The organism is Pseudomonas chlororaphis subsp. chlororaphis (assembly GCF_003945765.1).
GTDB lineage: Bacteria > Pseudomonadota > Gammaproteobacteria > Pseudomonadales > Pseudomonadaceae > Aquipseudomonas > Aquipseudomonas chlororaphis.
In genome coordinates this window covers 2,885,481-2,901,592 of record NZ_CP027712.1, presented here as the reverse complement: position 1 = coordinate 2,901,592, position 16,112 = coordinate 2,885,481, and the positions used below count along the sequence as shown (strand labels likewise).

Here is a 16,112-nt window from a genome sequence, read left to right as displayed (position 1 = left end):
ATGGACCAGACCCCATCGGCAACACCCCAGACGTGCAGCGACGAAGAATGGGCACTGCGCGTGCAACTTGCGCATTGCTACCACCTGGTGGATTTCTTTGGCTGGACCGAGACCATCTTCAACCATATTTCCGCACGCCTGCCCGGCCCGGCGCACCACTATCTGGTCAACCCGTTCGGCCTGAATTACACCGAAGTGACGCCGGCCAACCTGCTCAAGGTCGACCTGCACGGCAAGAAGCTCGAAGACTCGCCCTATGACGGCAACCCTGCCGGCTTCGCCCTGCACAGCGCAGTGCACGGTGCGCGCGCAGATATTCAGTGCCTGATCCACACGCACACCACGCCGATTTCGGCGATTGTCATGAAAAAGGCCGGTTTTGCTCATAACGACTTTTATGGGGCGCAACTCTACGGTCGGATCGGCTACCACACCTTCGAAGGCATCACGCTGTTTGATGACGAAAAAACCCGAATGATCGACAGCCTCGGCGACAAGCACATTCTGGTGCTGCGCAACCACGGCATTGCCGTCGGCGAAAGCAGTATCGCCAAGGCGTTCTTCCTGTTGTGGACGGTGCAGCGCGCCGCCGAAATCCAGTGCCAGGCCGGCGCCTTGGGCGGTGAAGACAATCCGCTGCCGGAGGCGATCAGCCGCAAGTGCGCCGAACTCACGGCCATGCTCATTCGGGACAGCGGTTTCGCGGTGAAATTCTTCGACGCCATGGTTCGCAAAATGTGCGCCGAACTCGGCCCGCGCTGGTAATCGCGAGAGCGCTCAGTGGCTGGTTCAAGGGTCCGTCAGGCGGCCAGCCGCCTGACGGAATCGATCGAGCCAATCAGCGGGCTCGCACCTGCGATTCGCAGCAGCGCCGAACAGCCCCAGGCGCGGCTCTGCATGCTCAACCGTACCCCGGCCTTCGCACTCCTACCCACCCTGTTTTAACCGATCAAGGGTGGCCGACACTTTCGTCAAAACCTCACACACGAGCGTCCGACCTGAAGGCCTTGCCCAAGGCACGCTGTGACCTGTCTGCTGGTTTTTTGCTGCGTGCGGCGCGACAATGGCGCCCGCTATCAACCCAGCTCACCAGAAAGACTACGCCAACCTTTATGACCACCCCGAAAAAGCGCCTGAGCCGATACAACCCCGCCAGTGAAGACTTCAAGAAGGAAGACTTTCCCTTCTACTGGCTGGCTCGCCTGCATGGCCGCTACTCCATGGCCATGGAGAAAGCGCTGAAAAAAATCGATATGGATATCCCGCGCTGGCGGATTCTGTTCATCCTCAAGGAAAATGGCGAATCAAGCATTTCGGAAATCTCCATCCATGCCATCGCAAAGCTCTCGACCATCACCAAAATTGTCTATCGCATGAAAGCCGATGGCCTGGTGGAGACCAACACTAGCGCCAGCGATGGGCGCGTGACTCAGGTCTCCCTCACCGATATCGGCCGCCATACCATCGAAGAAGTCCAGCACTGCACCAGCGATATCTTCCGCACCAGTTTCAAAGGCCTGACCGAGGCCCAGATCACCAAACTGAACGGAACCCTGGAAAAAATATTCAATAACCTGCCGGAAGACTGAACCGCAGCGAGCAAAACGCCAGGCCCGTAGCTTGAGTACCCGCTTATGGCCAATCCGCTGCATCGGCCGATTGAATCCACGGCCGAAACCAGCCCTTCTACCTCCCCAACACCGGCCGTTTATATGAGCGCCCTTGCGCTTCAAGGTGCGCCCTTGAATGACTGACACCTTCCAGGGCAACTGCCTGTGCGGCGCCATTGAATACCAGCGCTCGTCCCGCCCCAAAGCGCTTTCCCACTGGCCATTGCAGCCAGCGCCGTAAAAGCCATGGGTGGCATTCGCCCCTTAGGGCAGGTGCTGCGAAGCGATCTGCATATCGTTCAAAGTGCCAACCATCACGCTGGAAGGCGACGTCAACGGCCCCCGGCAAGAGCACGCACATCTACGGACAACTCAAGCCCGCCGCACCAACAGCAACACCGAAGCCGCCGCCGACAACAACGCCGCGCAGCAGCGGTTGAAGATCTTCTTGCCGCGCGGCTCGGCGAACCAGCGGCGCATGTGCAGACCCATGCAGGCGTAGGCGCTGATGGCTATCCATTCCAGCAGCAGGAACAAGGCGCCGAGCACCAGGAACTGGCCGGGGACCGGGGCCGCGGGGTCGACGAATTGCGGCAGGAAGGCGGTGAAGATCAGGATCGCCTTGGGGTTGCCGATGGCCACCAGGAACTCCTGCCGGGCCAGCGCGGCCAGCCCCAGGGGCGCGGTCTTTTTTTCGGTTTCGGCCTGGGTGTCGGCGCTCCAGAGCTGATACGCCAGGTACAGCAGGTACGCCGCGCCCAGGATCTTGATCGCATAGAACAGCAGTTCCGAGGCTTGCAGCACCACTGCCAGCCCGGCCGAGGCCAGGGCGATCATCAGGGCGAACGCGGCCAGTCGCCCGGCACCCGCCAGGCAGGAGGTGCGAAAACCGTAGGCCGTCGCGTTCCTGACCGACAACAGGTTGTTGGGCCCGGGCGCCATGTTCAGGGCGAAGCAGGCCGGGAGAAACAGCAACAGGGTGGCGAGGTTCATCGAGGGCTTCTCTGCAAGGAGTCGAACGGGTCGGGCTTGCAACATATAAGAGCATCGGGGCGCAGTACAACCCGCCCCCGCGACCCGGCCCGTGCTAAAACCGCCACCGCCCGCCGCGCTGTTCTACGCTGCACACATCCAGCCCCGGCTTGACTCGTCCCCCCGCGCAAGGAGCGCCCCCATGGCCGATTTCTACAACACCCAGACGCTCGACGGTTTCACCATGAAGCTGTGGCGCGGCGAACGCATGTGCCTGATCGGTTTCGATGTCGACACCCCTCCCCCCGACCTGGTGGGGTTCGCCATCGAATGCCGGTTTCCCGGCAGCACCGACTTCAAGCCCCTGCCCAACCGCATCGCCTTCGCCTACGACGAGCCAACCCACAGCGCGGTCGATGGCCAGCGCAAGTTTTCCTCGCTGGAAGCGCCCTTCCAGAAGTTTCGCTGGGTTCACGTCCCCCATGAGGTCGACCAAGGCACCTTCACCTACCGGGGCCGGATGATGCACATGGCCAACGACGGCCAGCTGGTTCCCGGCACGGCCATCGAACTGGCGATCGACCTCGACCCCATCAGCTACGAAGGCATCCTCGACATTGGTTTCACCCGGGGCTTTACCTCCTCGCAGGCCTTCCGCGACCGGGTGCCCGCGGGCGTCAAGGTCGATGTGTATGGCAAGAGCCTGATTCCATCGAAAACCAAGGACGGGCTCGACCACCCGAAGACCGAGACAGCCATGTACCAGTGGCTCGGCTTCGAGGCGGTGTCGATGATTTTCGCGGTGCTGGATGAAGTCCTACGGCAGCCGGACACCACCCTCGATGTCTTCGCCTACGACTTCAACGAACCGGACATCCTCGCCAGACTGGAGGCGCTGGGTAGTCGCCTGCGCATCATTATCGACGACGCCGGCGATCACGCCGCCCCCGACAGCTGCGAGACCCGGGCCGCCAGCCGCCTGGTGGCCTCGGCCGGCGCGGACCGGGTTCGACGCAGCCACTTCCATGGCCTGCAGCATCACAAGGTGCTGATCGCCCGGCGCAACGGCAAGCCTTACCAGGTGCTGTGCGGCTCCACCAACTTCAGCTTCCGCGGCTGCTATGTGCAGAACAACAATGCGCTGTTGTTCAAGCACCTCGAGGTAGCGGACCTGTTCGGCCGGGTCTTCGACGCCAGCTTCAGCGATCCGAAAAACTTCGAGGCCAGCGACCTGGCGCAGAAATGGCACGTGATCGAAACCGGCACCGCAACGACCGCCGGCCCGCGCCTGCATTTCTGTTTCTCGCCACACAGCGGCAGCGACCTGTCGCTCAGCCCGATCGGCGGCGCGATCGACCAGGCCAGCCGCTCGGTGCTGTTCAACATCGCCTTCCTCAACCAGATCACCAGCGGCCCCCTGTACGAGTCGATCAGCCGCCTCTACAAGCGTCCGGTGTTCAACTATGGCGTGACCGACAAGGCCTCGGGCATGGATGTGATCAAGCCCGATGGCACATCGGCCGAGGTGGATTTCGCCTATCTCGCCAAGTACGCACCGGAACCTTTTCGCAGCGAGTGGTCCGGCGGCACCGGTATTTCGGTACACAACAAGTTCGTCGTCACCGACTTCAACCTGCCGAGCGCCAAGGTCTTCACCGGTTCCTCGAACCTGTCCATTTCGGGGGAAGAAAAAAACGGCGATCACCTGGTCCTGATCGAGGACCAGAAAATCGCCGTGGTCTATGCCATCCAGGCCCTGCTGATATTCGATCACCTGCACTTTCGCAGCGTGATGCAAAAAGCCTTCACCAGCGCCGATGAGACCCAGGGGAAGCAGCCACCGCCACTGTTGCTGAAAAAACCCACGGCGATCTCGGGCCAGCCCGCCTGGTTCGAGGCGTACTACGTCGCAGGCTCGCAGAAACAGGGCGACCGGCAGTTGTTCTCTCACTAAGGGCGCGAACTGTCGAAAGGTGCCAGGAAGGCCTCATGCCCTGCTGGCGCCTGCGCGGGTCAAACCGAGAAGATCATGCAGCCGATCGCACCGGCCTCGTGGTAGATGGCGTGGCCGCTGTTCTCCACCGTGAAACCGCGCAACGAGCGTTTGGCCACGTCGCTATAGGCCAGGGAAACCACCCAGCGGGCCTCGACAGGCTCGGTGTATTTGGCGATTTTCTCGATATCCTTGCGGGTTTCCGCCAACAGTTTGTTGCCAGCATTGGTGGCGCTCTCGACTTTCACCTCGATGGCATAGATCTCGACACCCTGGCTGGCCAGTACATCCAGGTGCAGGGTGCCGTTCGGCGGTGGGTAAGGCGCTTCGCGAGTGCACCCCAGGTGGGCTGCGCGCAGCAGCATCAGAAACTCGACCTGGAACCAGACTTCCCAGGCCGCGCCGGTACTGATGGCGGCCTCGATGCGCGAGTGGTCACTGAGGATGATGTGGCTGAGTTCGGTGTTTTTCATCGGGCGTTCCCTCTAATGGTTGGTAGAGAGAGGAACGAGCCGACGGCGCCGTTGTGAATGTCGAGGGCGAATCTGGATCGACGGCATAAACCGCCAGCCGGAAAATCCCGGCCGCGCGGGAGATCGGCAGCCCCGCATCAAGCCAGAATCAGCCCGCGGTAAAACGCTACAAGGACCGCTCGAACACCCCCGCTTCTTCCAGCATGTGCACCAGCGCTTGCGGCCAGACGGTGGCCTCGGTGGCTCGCAGATCATCGGCGGACCACCAATGATGATCGGCCATCACCTGGGCCTCGGATGAGGTCCAGCCGGCACGAGAGAGCGGCTGGTCTGGCGCGTGCACCACAAAATATTGCTCGACGGAGGTCACCCATTCGCCACAGGGCAGTTGCATGGGGAACCGGCGACCGGCCACTGGCTCTCCCACCGCGCTGACCTGAATACCGGTTTCCTCGTGCAGTTCACGAATCGCCGCGACCTGGAAGGTTTCGTCCCCTTCAAGCCCGCCACCGGGCGTGGCCCAATAGTCATCCCCCGCCAGCGCTCCTTCCTTGTGCAGGAAGCGGAACAGCAGGACCTTTCGCGAAGGGTTGATGACCAGCAATCTTGCCGATTTTCGTTCACGCATCGGTATCTCCCTGAAGTGTTGTTCTGATGTGTTTGTCGACGCGTCTCACAACGGCAGCGAGCGGTCCTGAATCACCCGTTTCATCACCAGGGTCGAGGTCAGGCGCTGGACGTTGGGCAGCTTGGACAGGCGATCATCGTAAAGCTGCTGGAAGGCCGGCAGGTCGCGGGTGATGACGTGCAGCAGGTAATCCGGCTCGCCAAACAGCCGTTGCGCCTCGACGACCTGCGGGATCGGCAGCAGCGCCGCTTCGAAGGCGGCCACCGCCTGGTGATCGCCCTCACGCAGCGTGGCAAAGACCATCGCCGAAAACGTCAGGCCCAGGGCGCTGGGCGACAACTGGGCGCGATAGCCCTGGATCACCCCCGACTCCTCCAGCGCCCGCACGCGACGATGGCACGGCGACAGGCTGAGGCCGACCCGTTCCGCCAGCTCGGTCACCGACAAACGCCCGTCCGCCTGCAGCTCGGCAAGAATCTTCTGATCAATTCTGTCCATCTGGAAGGATCTACCCCAAAAGCTTATTCGGACTGGAATAATAGAGAAAATATTCTCACCGCACTCCATTAATCTTTCCGCAAACCTGATCTTTGCGAGAAAGAAGCATGCCCTCCCCGATTAACACCACCGTCGACCGCCCAGAAACAGCATTCGCCCAGCAGCACAAGGCAAGACGGCCATGAGCCTGAGTATTTTCGCGGCGTTCTGGGCAGTGTCGTTTCTATTTGTGATCACCCCCGGGGCGGATTGGGCCTACGCGATATCGGCCGGCCTGTTCGGGCGAGTGGTGATACCCGCGGTGGCCGGCCTGTTGATCGGGCATCTGCTGGCGACGCTGATAGTGGCCACCGGGGTCGGCGGGCTGATCGCCAGCAATCCCCTGGCCCTCTCGCTGCTGACCCTTGGCGGGGCTGGCTATCTGCTCTGGCTGGGGATCAATATGCTGCGCAACCCGTCCGTGCCCCGCGCCGGGGAGGCCCAAGCCTCTGCGTCCTGGGCTCGCTGGACCCTCAAGGGGGCCTGCGTCAGTGGCCTCAACCCCAAGGTGTTCCTGCTGTTCCTGGCCTTGCTGCCACAATTCACCGACCCGCTGGCCGCCTGGCCGGTGCCGCTGCAAATCGTCGCGCTGGGGCTGCTGCATGCCTTCAGCTGCGCGGTGATCTACCTGCTGGTGGGCTTTGCTTCCCGCGCCGTGTTGCAGACGCGCCCGGTGGCCGCGCAAGCGGTCAGCCGGCTCTCGGGGGCGCTGATGATCATCATCGCGGTGCTGCTGTTCGTCGAGCAGATCCTGCGCTGAACCGGTATGTTCCACGGGTATCCAAAAGGCTCGAAACCGCACTCCCCCGAATACGCAAAAGGACCAGGAACCGCAATGAAAAGCTTCCGACAGCGCGCCGCCGAAGGGCTTCAGGCAGGCGACCGCTTCACCCTCTCCCGCTGTTTTTCAGAGGCGAATATCCAGGGCTTCGCCACGCTGTCCCGCGACTACAACCCGGTGCATTTCGATGCCGAGTTCGCCGCGGCCCGGCGCTTCAGGGCGCCGGTTTCCCATGGCCTGCTGACCGCCAGCCTGCTCACCGAAATCGGCGGGCAGATCGGCTGGCTGGCCTCGGCCATGAGCTTCCAGTTCAAGCAGCCGGTGTACGCCGGCGACACCATCACCTGCCACTGGGTCATCCAGGCGCTTGACGAACAAGGCCGGGCTACGGCGGCCATCAGCATGACCAACGAAGACGGCATCACCGTCCTGGAAGGCCAGACCAGCGGCCTGGTGCCAGGGCCGAAGGAGCGGGCAATCCTGATGCGCATGCTGGCCGAGGGCGACCCGAGCAATGGCGCGGCGGGTGCGGGGGAATGATGGGCGTTGGGCGAACCGCGCGTCTGGCTCGCCCGTATCGATGTTCGGCCCGGGCTCACTCTTGCCGGATAATATCGACCGAGATCTCCCGCGCCGGAATCGGCCCTTTGTTCTCAAGCCAGTGCGTGGTGTCCCGGTCCTCGGGCCACCCCACTCCCGGGCCATAGTCCGTGTCGCCGCCCTCGCGATGGTCAGTGATGGTGCCTTCCAGTATGTAGACGACGCCTGGCCGGTCTTTATGGTTGTGGATCGGCCCGAATACGCCTCCAGGCTCGATGGTCACCAGGCGCATTCTGAGTTGGCGCCCGGCCATGCCCTCGATTTCGGGACCCAGGTCAATGGTTGCCAGTACCTGCACTGCAACCCCTTTGGTTTCCGGTGCCACCTGTTCATTGCTCATGCTGCTCTCCTCCCTGTACCTACAGGGCCTCACTAGCAGTAGACACCCCGAAAAGGCGAGCGCTGCCGACAGGCGACAAAGGGTCGGAAGCAGGCGTTCAATGGGGACCAGGATGGATCGACATCCTGCTCTCGGCTTCAGGCCCCACACTGGCAACACACATTCCATTCCCGGCGCGGTCGGCCCCGCTATTCGCCTTTAACTGGCGATGCAAAACCGGCACAATCGCCGGCTTTTTTCGCGACAGGAAGCGCCCATGCAACGGATTGTAATTCTGGGTAATGCCGGGAGCGGCAAATCCACCCTCGCCCGTGCCCTCGGCAAGCGCCGGAACCTGCCTGTGGTCCACCTGGACACGCTGTTCTGGGAGCCCGGTTGGGTCGAACCCGACGCCGAGCAGTTCCGCGAACGGGTCCGCGCGGCGCTAGCACCGGCTGCCTGGGTGTGTGAAGGCAACTATGCCCGGCGGACCTTCGACCTTCGCCTGCCCCGTGCCGATCTGATCATCTGGCTCGATACGCCACGGCTCACCTGTTTCACCCGGGTGATCATACGCAGCATCATGAACCGTCCCCGGCCTGACCTTGCCGCAGGCTGCACGGAAAAGCTCGATCGGGCATTCCTGACCTTCCTGCGCTTCGTATGGACTTTCGATCGCGGCTACCGCCCGGGTATCGAGGCGGTACGCCTGGCCATAGGTCCGCAGATTCCCACGCTGCACTTGCGCGGCCGCCGGCAGATTGCCGCGTTTCTCGATAGCCTGCCGGCGACACCTGAAGCCTGCCTGGAGTGAATGCAGGATCTCCCTCCCGGTGCAACGTCCGGTTGAATCCACGCCAGTCACGCCTGACGGCTTACCACCCTTTGCAATCGTTCGCTGGTGCCCAGGAAATCAGGGACGATTCAACATTTGACTTGCCAAAGGAGGGAATATCCCTTGCTGCCCCCTTGGAGGGATTGGCTATATAAATAAACGCACATCGATATTATGAAACGCCATTTTCGAACTATACGTAATACATTCGCAATCACTTTCACGGAGGAACTTGATCGTTAATAAAAAACATGACCATGCGCTTAAATTGCTCGCTTCGTTCGCAGGGACGAGCTAAAGCCCGCCCCTGAGTTCAATCGTTAGCTATATATCATCTCTCGGGATAGTCGAAGGGAATTGCTATGAACAGATCATTGGATGTTGTTCACTTGAGTAGCGTGACGTGCGAAGACGTTGAATTGCTATACAAGGAAAAGGCGAGGCATCTTCATGAGAAAATTGATGCGACCAGGGATGCTTATTTTGGATTCATCTTCCCGATAAATCGCACTGATCTTTCTGCGGTTTCAGAAGCATTCGAGTTGGATTACCAAGTTGCGCAGCTGATCTATAAGAAAAGCAAGGAGTTTTCCACCTTTAAAGTTCCGGGCAGAAAGTTCGGCCAGCTTACCAATCATATATACGGTGCGTCCGTACTCGCCCTGAGAGGGAAAAGCCTTGATACAGGTCTAGAGTCGGTCTCTGATCGCAGTATTAACGAACTTGCTGCCGCAAATGAGGATGTAATCCTGGAGATTGCAGGCGTGAGAGCATCCTGGTTCGGAAGAATATTCTTTCCTGCGCAAGCATTTTCAAATGCAATTTCTGTTTTTGGCGGCAACGTAAGTCCGGAAGCGCTTTTTGCTCTGGCCAAGGACTACGGTTATGCAAGTGTCGCGGGCAGTCGCAATACGATCAGGGGCGATTTCGGTATTGCCCTGTGGCTGACTCTACTTGCCCGGGCGCCTTGAGCTTTATGCTGACAAGTGGCGCCTAACACCTTGAATAAAGCGCTTCACGGACAATCCTTACTAGGAAACCCTCAGGAATCACAACAAGGGTTCGAGGAAGCGCTTTTACACTCTCTCGGCTTCGAGCAGCCAGTGGCGAGCGTCGCTTCTGGGCGAAAGCCAGTGTTAACGAACAGCAATAGTCAGCCATTCGACATCCCCGACACCGGTTGCTTAAATGGGCGCCTTTCCGTTTCAAGGTACGCCCTTAAATGACTGACACCTTCCAGGGCTGCTGCCTTTGCGGTGCCGTCAAATACCAGCTCTCGTCGCGCCCCAAGGCACTTTCCCACTGCCATTGCAGCCAGTGCCGGAAAAGCCATGGAGCGGCATTCGCCAGCTATGGCAGTGTGTTGCGCAGCGATCTGCGCATCGTGCAGGGTGCCGGGAGCCTCCAGTCCTATCGATCGTCCGAAACGGTGTTGCGCCAGTTTTGCGGCCAGTGCGGTTCGTCGCTGTTCTGGTCCAGAGGCCAGGGCGAATACGCCGACTGGATCTCGATCGCCCTGGGCACTCTGGATACACCCTTCACCGCGGATAAACAGAAACACATTCAGGTGGCGTTCAAGGCTTCGTGGTACGAAATCCAGGACAATTGGCCGCAAGAACCATGACTGCGATAAGGCAAACACGGATGGCAACCGACGCAAGGCACACCCAAACGCATCCACTCCGCCAGACGGCCCCAGGGCCAGGCGCGATACCCTCTAAGCTGAATAGAACAGCACTGCGAACACGCCTCTACCGTCTTGATACAGGGGAACCGGAATGACCAGAACAGCAGTACGCCCATACTCGTCATGGATCCTGTTTTCCCTGCTCGCCATCAACCTGGCGCTGATCGCGGGATGTTCAAGCAAAGCCGCCAAGTATCGTTATTCGACCGCCAGCATCGGCTCGAACTGTTACGCCAAAGCGCTGCCCACTTCCGGCGAGGGTGGCCTGGCCTGGGGTTCCACCCTGGGCATGGCGCGCCAGAAATCCCTGAATAACTGCATCCGATATGCCGGCCGCTCCGGCGGCACGCCCGGCACCTGCAAAGTGGTGTTGGCGGAGTGCAAAAAATAGCAGTGCAAAAGAAATAACAGGGAGCTTGCGAAGCAGGCCGCTCGGTTCTCAGGGTATTCGTTTATCTGGATGCCCTACCCTCATCAGGTCGACAACATGGAGGTTGATATGGGGAACGCGGTAAACAAACGCGTCGTGGTCATTGGCGCAGGCATAGTGGGCGCGTCCCTGGCGTATCACCTGGCGGGCAGAGGCGCGAAGGTCATTCTGGTGGAGGCTGAAGACATAGCGTCCGGGGTGACGGGACGCTCATTCGCCTGGATCAACACCGCCCACGACGGGCCCGATCCCATCGCCTCATTGCGCGGTGCGGCGATCCAGGAATACCGCCGGCTCGAAACCGAGCTGCCTGGCCTGAAGGTGCGCTGGACCGGTGCCCTGTCTTACGGCACAAACCCGAGTGAAGCGCTGCACGCCTCGGGCCACCCGCCTTCGGCAACCCAGCTGTCGCGCTCACAGATCCTCGACCTCGAGCCAAACCTCAAGCATCCCCCGCAGCAGGCCATGTACGCCGCCGAAGAAGGCGCGCTGGACGCCGTGCAAGCAACCCAGGCGTTGATCGCCGGCGCCCAGGCTCATGGCGCGCAGGTGCTCACCCAGACGCGGGTGCTCGGCTTTACCACCCAGGGTGCGCGGGTGACGGGCGTCGCAACCGCAAGGGGCCGTATCGAGGCCGACGTTGTCGTGCTGGCCGCCGGGACGGGTATCAAGCAGCTGACCGAGCTGCTGAACCTGCCCCTGCCAATAGCGGCCTCCCCGGCCATATTGATCCGCTACGCCTCACCACCCGACCTCGTGCGCACTCTTATCTCCAGCCCGGAAATGGAAGTGCGGCAAGGCCCGGACGGCACGCTGCTGGCGGCGGAAGACTACCTGGACGACGCGTTGGAAAACCAGCCAGCCGCGATAGCGCTGCGCACCGCCCAGGCCATCCGGAACGAGCTCCACGGGGTTGCGTCCATCGAGCTGGAGTCGGCCTGTGTCGGGCTCAGGCCCATGCCGGTCGATGGCACGCCCATCATCGGCTATCTGCCCGATATCGGCGATGTGTATGTGTGTGCGATGCACCCTGGCGTCACGCTGGCGGCGATAGTCGGCCGCCTGGCCAGCGAGGAGATCATCGACGACACGGCATCCCCTGCCCTTGCCCTCTGCCGTCCCGGGCGATTTTTCCAGGCATAGGGACCATGACCGACCGCGAGCAACTCCATCGAGAGGGTTATGTGCTGCTGCGCCAAGCGATCCCGGCCGAGTGGCTGGGTGAGCTGCGTGCCGTGTTCGACGCAGGCGTGATGCCGTCGAACCAATGGCCTGTGCCCCGTGGCATGGACTGGCGCCATTCGCTGCTGGACGCGGATTCGACGGTTCAGGCGGTGTGTCGCCTGCCGCAGGTGCTGGCGGTGGTGGGCGAGTTGATCGGGGAACGCTTCTTCCTCTCCCAGGTGGAAGGTCGCGAGCCCCTAGCCGGTGGCGGCCATCAGCAACTGCACCGCGACCTGTCGGCCCAGCGGCCAGGCGACATAGCCAACGCCCTGGCTTTTTTCGACGACTATGGCCCCGGGAACGGCGCCACCCGAATCGTCCCCGGCAGCCATCGCCCCGGGCCGGGAGAGCCGCCATTGGACTTCACCGACGAGTCGCGGTCCGTGCAGCTTTCAGGCTCCGCCGGGGACATCCTGGTGTTCGATGTCGATCTGCTGCACGCGGGCTGCCTGAACCCGAGCGGCGCACGCCGTCGCTCGCTCCTGATCAGCTATTTTTCCGAACCGCTCTATGCCTCGCACCTGAAAACCCTGGGCCTGCGCAATATCCGGATGGACACGAGCGAGCGCTTCGATCCGGCGGACTTTGCCCTCGACCGGGTCTAGTCCGCTCGACGCCGCGCCTCCCCTCAAGGGCCATGAAGCACTGAACGATTATCCATACCGGATGGCATAATCCCCCATCGTTCATAACGGGGACGGATAAATGACCACTGAAAGCTACGACCTGCTCGCGATCTTCGCCGCCGTGGCCCAGGAGCGCAGCTTCACCCGCGCCGCCGCCAGGCTCGGCATGTCGCAGCCGGCCTTGAGCCGGGCCATGCGCCAATTGGAAGAACGCCTGGGCGTCAGGCTGCTGGCGCGCACCACCCGCAGCGTCTCCCCCACCGAAGCCGGCGAACACCTGCTGCGGGTGGTCTCCCCCCGGTTCGAGGAAATCAACGACGAGCTGGCCTTGCTCAGCAAGTTCCGCGACAAACCGGCGGGCAAACTGCGCATCACCGCTGGCGAGCATTCGGCGATCACGGTCCTGCAACCGGCGCTGGAGAAGCTGCTGCCCGAGCATCCCGACCTCAACATCGAGATCATCGTCGACTACGGACTGACCGATATCGTCGCGGAAGGCTTCGACGCCGGCGTGCGCCTGGGTGAGCAGGTGGCCAAGGACATGATCGCGGTGCGCATCGGCCCCGATATGCGCATGGCGGTGGTTGGCTCCCCGGAATACTTCGTCCGCTACCCCAAGCCAAAAGTGCCGAGCGACCTGATGCAGCACAACTGCATCAACCTGCGCATGCCGACCTACGGCGGCATCTTCTCCTGGGAGTTCGAGAAAAAGGGCCAGGCACTGAAGGTGCGGGTCGAGGGCCAGCTGGTGTTCAACAACATCGCCATGCGCCTGGACGCCGCCCTCAAGGGGCTGGGGCTGGCCTATATGCCGGAAGACCTGGTGCTGGCCCATGTCGAGCAGGGTCGCTTGATTCGCGTGCTGGCGGACTGGTGCGAACCCTTCTCCGGCTACCACCTCTACTACCCCAGCCGGCGCCAGAGCTCACCGGCCTTCACCCTGCTGCGCGACGCCCTGCGTTACGCGAACTGATGCCCTGAGCGGGGGCCGCCTCATGGCCGCCCGGCGCTTGCCGCCAGGTGTTTTCCCAACGCCTCGCCGGCCCGCTTGGCGGCATCGGCCTCGCCCTGCTCGGCCAGCACCCGGACCAGTTGCCGCAGTTGCCCGACGCTCAGCCCTACCCTGATGCTGGCGGCCATGTGCGAACGCAGTTGCGGCTCCGCGCCGGGGGTGGCGGCCAGCGCGCCGACCGTGGCCAGCTCACGACTTTGCCAGTCCAGGTTGTCACGCTCGAAGATGTCGCCGAACAGATGGGCCTGCAGGTACTGGTTGATCACCGGGGCGAAGTCGAACAGCGGCCCCTGGACCGGCGCGCCGGAAATCCGCGTCTGGTTGGCCTTGCCCGCCGCCAGCAGCTCATCGCCCGTGGGAATGCCGGCGCTGGGCTCGCGCCCGGGAACGTCCTCGATGCCGCGTTGCTTGCGCGCCTCGAGCACTTTCATCAGCTCGCCAAGGGCATTGAGGCTGCGCGGAAAGCCGGCGTAGGCATAGAGCTGCACCAGGATTTCCCTGGCCTCGCTGACGGTCAGCCCGGCATCCAGCCCCTGGTTCAAGGCGGCATTGAGCCGCGGCATATTGCTGGTGGCCATGGCCGCCGCGATCAACGGGATGGCCTGCTGCTTGTGGGACAGCGTCTCGGAAGCGGTGGGTACGGAGGACATGGCTTGAGGCTCCCTAGGGTTCTGCGCGGCGTGGCTCGGCGTCATCGCCAGGTTAAGGCTCAGCAGCGCGAAGGCCACTGTCATCCCTCCGGGCCTGCACCGCTTAACGGGCGTTGTATTGGTCATCACTGACTTTCTCCAGCCATTGCACGCTCTTGCCATCCACCGCGCCGGTCACCGCCAGATGGGTCATGGCGCTCGTCGCCGCGGCTCCGTGCCAGTGCTTGACGCCCGGCGGGCAGACGATCACGTCTCCCGGATGGATTTCCTGCACCGGCTTGCCCCACTCCTGCGTCAGGCCCACGCCGGAAACCACCACCAGGCGCTGCCCCGCGGGATGGGTATGCCAGGCCGAGCGCGCGCCCGGCTCGAAGGTCACGTAGGCGCCGGAGGCATTGATCGGGCTGCTGGCGGGAAACAGCGGATCGACGCGCACCCGCCCGGAAAAGTAATCCTCCGGGCCCGCGACCGAAGCCTGGCTACCTGCACGACTGATCTGCTGGGTGGCGAAAGGCTCGCTGGGGTTTTCAGCCTGGCCGGCCGCGTCAGCCAAGGGCGCCGCGGCGCATACCGCGAGCCCCAACAGGGTCTTGTTCATGATGAGAATTCCTCGTTGGTCGAGCCTATTGAAATGGCGAGCCGTTGCGGCGATCACAGCGTCCTGGCGTAGAACGCCGTCAGCTTGCTGATGGCCGCGTCCACATACTGGGGCACCCAGTAGGTTTCGATATGGGTGGCGCCGTCGATCTTGAACAGCTCCTTGTCCTGGGTGCCGGTGGCCTTGGCGAACGCATCCTCGGTCATGTAGAGGCTGTCGGCCTTGCTGCCGGCGATCATCAGCAAGGGCTGTCGGATCAGTTCGATCTGCTGGGTGGCGTCGAAGCGCATCAGGTCCAGCAGGCTGCTGGTGGTGTATTTGAAGGTCGAGTTGGGGTGCGCGTGGGTTTTCCAGTAGTACTCGTAGCCCTGCCGATACAGCGCGAAGGGCAATTGGGCGATCTGTTCGTCGGTCAGGTTGGCATCCCCCGAATACAGCACTTCGCCGCCGGCCGCTTCCTGGGCACGGGCCGCCGAAGCCTGCTGCAGGCGTTGCTGGATGTTGTCCAGTTGCGAGTCGTTGTAGCCATTACGACGAACCCGCCCGGAGTTGAACAGGCTCACCGTCGCAATCGACTTGAAGCGTTTGTCGGTTTGCGCCGCGGCCAACGAATAACCACCGCCGCCGCAGATGCCGAGCAGACCCAGGCGCGTGTTATCGACGCCGGGATAGCCGGCGATGAAATCCGCCATGCCATGGATGTCCTCGATGCGGTACGCGGGCTTGTCCACGCTGCGCGGCTGGCCGCCACTGGCGCCCTGATAGGCCGCATCCGCGGCGATGGTGATGTAGCCCTGGTCGGCCAGGCGCTGGGCATACAGGCCGGCGACCTGCTCCTTGACCCCGCCATTGGGGTGCGCCACCACCACGACCGGGTATCGCTTCGCCGGGTCGTAGTTCGCCGGGGTGTAGACGTTGGCGGAAATGTCCAGGCCATTGAGCTTGTAGCTGACCGGATGGATGTTGACCTTGCCCGGCTCGTTCTTGCTAATCGCACCCTCGTACACCAGGGTGAACGGATTCTGCTTGTAGTCCGCGGCCTCGGCGGCCGACATCCCGACCATCGCGGCCATAAGCGTGGCCTTCAGCGTTTGCTTCATTTGAATACTCCTGCCCTGCTTTTGAAGAACACGGCAG

Annotated in this window: 18 protein-coding genes and 1 pseudogene; 12 read left to right on the top strand and 7 right to left on the bottom strand. The window is 62.2% G+C overall.

All coding sequences use genetic code 11. The annotated features are described in order from the left end of the window. Both C4K27_RS13430 and C4K27_RS13425 read left to right on the top strand, forming a co-directional pair. The gene (locus tag C4K27_RS13430) at window positions 1-765 is read left to right on the top strand and encodes a class II aldolase/adducin family protein (protein WP_053260822.1); all 765 of its coding nucleotides are present in this window, start codon (window positions 1-3) and stop codon (window positions 763-765) included. A 347-nt stretch (window positions 766-1,112) separates the two neighbouring features. Next, complete coding sequence (locus C4K27_RS13425; RefSeq protein WP_007931992.1) at window positions 1,113-1,589, top strand: MarR family winged helix-turn-helix transcriptional regulator; 477 nt, start codon at window positions 1,113-1,115, stop codon at window positions 1,587-1,589. 393 nt (window positions 1,590-1,982) lie between these two features. Here C4K27_RS13425 and C4K27_RS13415 read toward each other — a convergent pair whose 3' ends face one another. Further along, on the bottom strand, window positions 1,983-2,603 hold the full coding sequence (locus C4K27_RS13415; RefSeq protein ID WP_053260821.1) for a LysE family translocator: 621 nt from the start codon (window positions 2,601-2,603) through the stop codon (window positions 1,983-1,985). A gap of 181 nt (window positions 2,604-2,784) precedes the next feature. Here C4K27_RS13415 and C4K27_RS13410 point away from each other — a divergent pair, with 181 nt between their 5' ends. Beyond that, window positions 2,785-4,536 carry a phospholipase D-like domain-containing protein gene (locus tag C4K27_RS13410; RefSeq protein WP_053260820.1) on the top strand — a complete coding sequence of 584 codons (1,752 nt, stop codon included), beginning with the start codon at window positions 2,785-2,787 and terminating at the stop codon, window positions 4,534-4,536. A 59-nt stretch (window positions 4,537-4,595) separates the two neighbouring features. On the opposite strand, the gene C4K27_RS13405 is transcribed toward C4K27_RS13410, so the two are convergent. The 3 genes from C4K27_RS13405 to C4K27_RS13395 all read right to left on the bottom strand — a co-directional run bounded on the left by C4K27_RS13405 (window position 4,596) and on the right by C4K27_RS13395 (window position 6,174). Then, complete coding sequence (locus C4K27_RS13405; RefSeq protein ID WP_053260819.1) at window positions 4,596-5,048, bottom strand: hypothetical protein; 453 nt, start codon at window positions 5,046-5,048, stop codon at window positions 4,596-4,598. 166 nt (window positions 5,049-5,214) lie between these two features. Further along, entirely contained in the window at window positions 5,215-5,676 is a 462-nt protein-coding gene (locus C4K27_RS13400) for an NUDIX hydrolase (RefSeq protein WP_053260818.1), read from the bottom strand. A gap of 45 nt (window positions 5,677-5,721) precedes the next feature. Then, window positions 5,722-6,174 (bottom strand): Lrp/AsnC family transcriptional regulator, encoded by a 453-nt coding sequence (locus C4K27_RS13395; RefSeq protein ID WP_053260817.1) that lies wholly within the window; start codon window positions 6,172-6,174, stop codon window positions 5,722-5,724. A 181-nt stretch (window positions 6,175-6,355) separates the two neighbouring features. Between C4K27_RS13395 and C4K27_RS13390 the strand changes: the two genes are divergently transcribed. After that, entirely contained in the window at window positions 6,356-6,973 is a 618-nt protein-coding gene (locus C4K27_RS13390; RefSeq protein ID WP_053260816.1) for a LysE family translocator, read from the top strand. 75 nt (window positions 6,974-7,048) lie between these two features. Then, a complete protein-coding gene (locus tag C4K27_RS13385; RefSeq protein ID WP_053260815.1) occupies window positions 7,049-7,534 on the top strand; it encodes a MaoC family dehydratase in 486 nt (161 codons plus the stop codon). Window positions 7,535-7,589: 55 nt separating this feature from the next. On the opposite strand, the gene C4K27_RS13380 is transcribed toward C4K27_RS13385, so the two are convergent. Beyond that, complete coding sequence (locus C4K27_RS13380) at window positions 7,590-7,934, bottom strand: cupin domain-containing protein (protein ID WP_037004663.1); 345 nt, start codon at window positions 7,932-7,934, stop codon at window positions 7,590-7,592. Between the two features lie 256 nt (window positions 7,935-8,190). On the opposite strand from C4K27_RS13380, the gene C4K27_RS13375 reads away from it, so the two are divergent. From C4K27_RS13375 to C4K27_RS13345, 7 genes are all read left to right on the top strand, one after another. Beyond that, window positions 8,191-8,727, top strand: a complete 537-nt coding sequence (locus C4K27_RS13375; protein WP_053260814.1) for a P-loop NTPase family protein — start codon at window positions 8,191-8,193, stop codon at window positions 8,725-8,727. 383 nt (window positions 8,728-9,110) lie between these two features. Next, the gene (locus C4K27_RS13370; RefSeq protein ID WP_007932023.1) at window positions 9,111-9,719 is read left to right on the top strand and encodes a hypothetical protein; all 609 of its coding nucleotides are present in this window, start codon (window positions 9,111-9,113) and stop codon (window positions 9,717-9,719) included. A 251-nt stretch (window positions 9,720-9,970) separates the two neighbouring features. Then, window positions 9,971-10,372, top strand: coding sequence for a GFA family protein (locus C4K27_RS13365; RefSeq protein WP_053260813.1), 402 nt, complete (start codon window positions 9,971-9,973; stop codon window positions 10,370-10,372). Between the two features lie 154 nt (window positions 10,373-10,526). After that, complete coding sequence (locus C4K27_RS13360; protein ID WP_007932027.1) at window positions 10,527-10,826, top strand: hypothetical protein; 300 nt, start codon at window positions 10,527-10,529, stop codon at window positions 10,824-10,826. A 108-nt stretch (window positions 10,827-10,934) separates the two neighbouring features. After that, window positions 10,935-12,008 carry an NAD(P)/FAD-dependent oxidoreductase gene (locus C4K27_RS13355; protein WP_053260812.1) on the top strand — a complete coding sequence of 358 codons (1,074 nt, stop codon included), beginning with the start codon at window positions 10,935-10,937 and terminating at the stop codon, window positions 12,006-12,008. A gap of 5 nt (window positions 12,009-12,013) precedes the next feature. Continuing rightward, a complete protein-coding gene (locus tag C4K27_RS13350; protein WP_053260811.1) occupies window positions 12,014-12,694 on the top strand; it encodes a phytanoyl-CoA dioxygenase family protein in 681 nt (226 codons plus the stop codon). Between the two features lie 100 nt (window positions 12,695-12,794). Further along, window positions 12,795-13,688 carry a LysR family transcriptional regulator gene (locus C4K27_RS13345; RefSeq protein ID WP_053260810.1) on the top strand — a complete coding sequence of 298 codons (894 nt, stop codon included), beginning with the start codon at window positions 12,795-12,797 and terminating at the stop codon, window positions 13,686-13,688. 20 nt (window positions 13,689-13,708) lie between these two features. Here the strand turns inward: C4K27_RS13345 and C4K27_RS31650 are convergent. Together C4K27_RS31650 and C4K27_RS13330 are read right to left on the bottom strand one after the other, a co-directional pair. Further along, window positions 13,709-14,975 (bottom strand): annotated as a pseudogene (locus C4K27_RS31650) ((R)-mandelonitrile lyase). 53 nt (window positions 14,976-15,028) lie between these two features. After that, window positions 15,029-16,075, bottom strand: coding sequence for an alpha/beta hydrolase (locus C4K27_RS13330; RefSeq protein WP_053260807.1), 1,047 nt, complete (start codon window positions 16,073-16,075; stop codon window positions 15,029-15,031). Window positions 16,076-16,112: the final 37 nt, after the last annotated feature.

Excerpts from the sequence above, each read along its gene's own strand:
- C4K27_RS13430 (WP_053260822.1), top strand. The coding sequence starts at position 1 with ATGGACCAGACCCCATCGGCAACACCCCAGACGTGCAGCGACGAAGAA.
- C4K27_RS13425 (WP_007931992.1), top strand. The coding sequence starts at position 1,113 with ATGACCACCCCGAAAAAGCGCCTGAGCCGATACAACCCCGCCAGTGAA.
- C4K27_RS13415 (WP_053260821.1), bottom strand. The coding sequence starts at position 2,603 with ATGAACCTCGCCACCCTGTTGCTGTTTCTCCCGGCCTGCTTCGCCCTG.
- C4K27_RS13410 (WP_053260820.1), top strand. The coding sequence starts at position 2,785 with ATGGCCGATTTCTACAACACCCAGACGCTCGACGGTTTCACCATGAAG.
- C4K27_RS13405 (WP_053260819.1), bottom strand. The coding sequence starts at position 5,048 with ATGAAAAACACCGAACTCAGCCACATCATCCTCAGTGACCACTCGCGC.
- C4K27_RS13400 (WP_053260818.1), bottom strand. The coding sequence starts at position 5,676 with ATGCGTGAACGAAAATCGGCAAGATTGCTGGTCATCAACCCTTCGCGA.
- C4K27_RS13395 (WP_053260817.1), bottom strand. The coding sequence starts at position 6,174 with ATGGACAGAATTGATCAGAAGATTCTTGCCGAGCTGCAGGCGGACGGG.
- C4K27_RS13390 (WP_053260816.1), top strand. The coding sequence starts at position 6,356 with ATGAGCCTGAGTATTTTCGCGGCGTTCTGGGCAGTGTCGTTTCTATTT.
- C4K27_RS13385 (WP_053260815.1), top strand. The coding sequence starts at position 7,049 with ATGAAAAGCTTCCGACAGCGCGCCGCCGAAGGGCTTCAGGCAGGCGAC.
- C4K27_RS13380 (WP_037004663.1), bottom strand. The coding sequence starts at position 7,934 with ATGAGCAATGAACAGGTGGCACCGGAAACCAAAGGGGTTGCAGTGCAG.
- C4K27_RS13375 (WP_053260814.1), top strand. The coding sequence starts at position 8,191 with ATGCAACGGATTGTAATTCTGGGTAATGCCGGGAGCGGCAAATCCACC.
- C4K27_RS13370 (WP_007932023.1), top strand. The coding sequence starts at position 9,111 with ATGAACAGATCATTGGATGTTGTTCACTTGAGTAGCGTGACGTGCGAA.
- C4K27_RS13365 (WP_053260813.1), top strand. The coding sequence starts at position 9,971 with ATGACTGACACCTTCCAGGGCTGCTGCCTTTGCGGTGCCGTCAAATAC.
- C4K27_RS13360 (WP_007932027.1), top strand. The coding sequence starts at position 10,527 with ATGACCAGAACAGCAGTACGCCCATACTCGTCATGGATCCTGTTTTCC.
- C4K27_RS13355 (WP_053260812.1), top strand. The coding sequence starts at position 10,935 with ATGGGGAACGCGGTAAACAAACGCGTCGTGGTCATTGGCGCAGGCATA.
- C4K27_RS13350 (WP_053260811.1), top strand. The coding sequence starts at position 12,014 with ATGACCGACCGCGAGCAACTCCATCGAGAGGGTTATGTGCTGCTGCGC.
- C4K27_RS13345 (WP_053260810.1), top strand. The coding sequence starts at position 12,795 with ATGACCACTGAAAGCTACGACCTGCTCGCGATCTTCGCCGCCGTGGCC.
- C4K27_RS13330 (WP_053260807.1), bottom strand. The coding sequence starts at position 16,075 with ATGAAGCAAACGCTGAAGGCCACGCTTATGGCCGCGATGGTCGGGATG.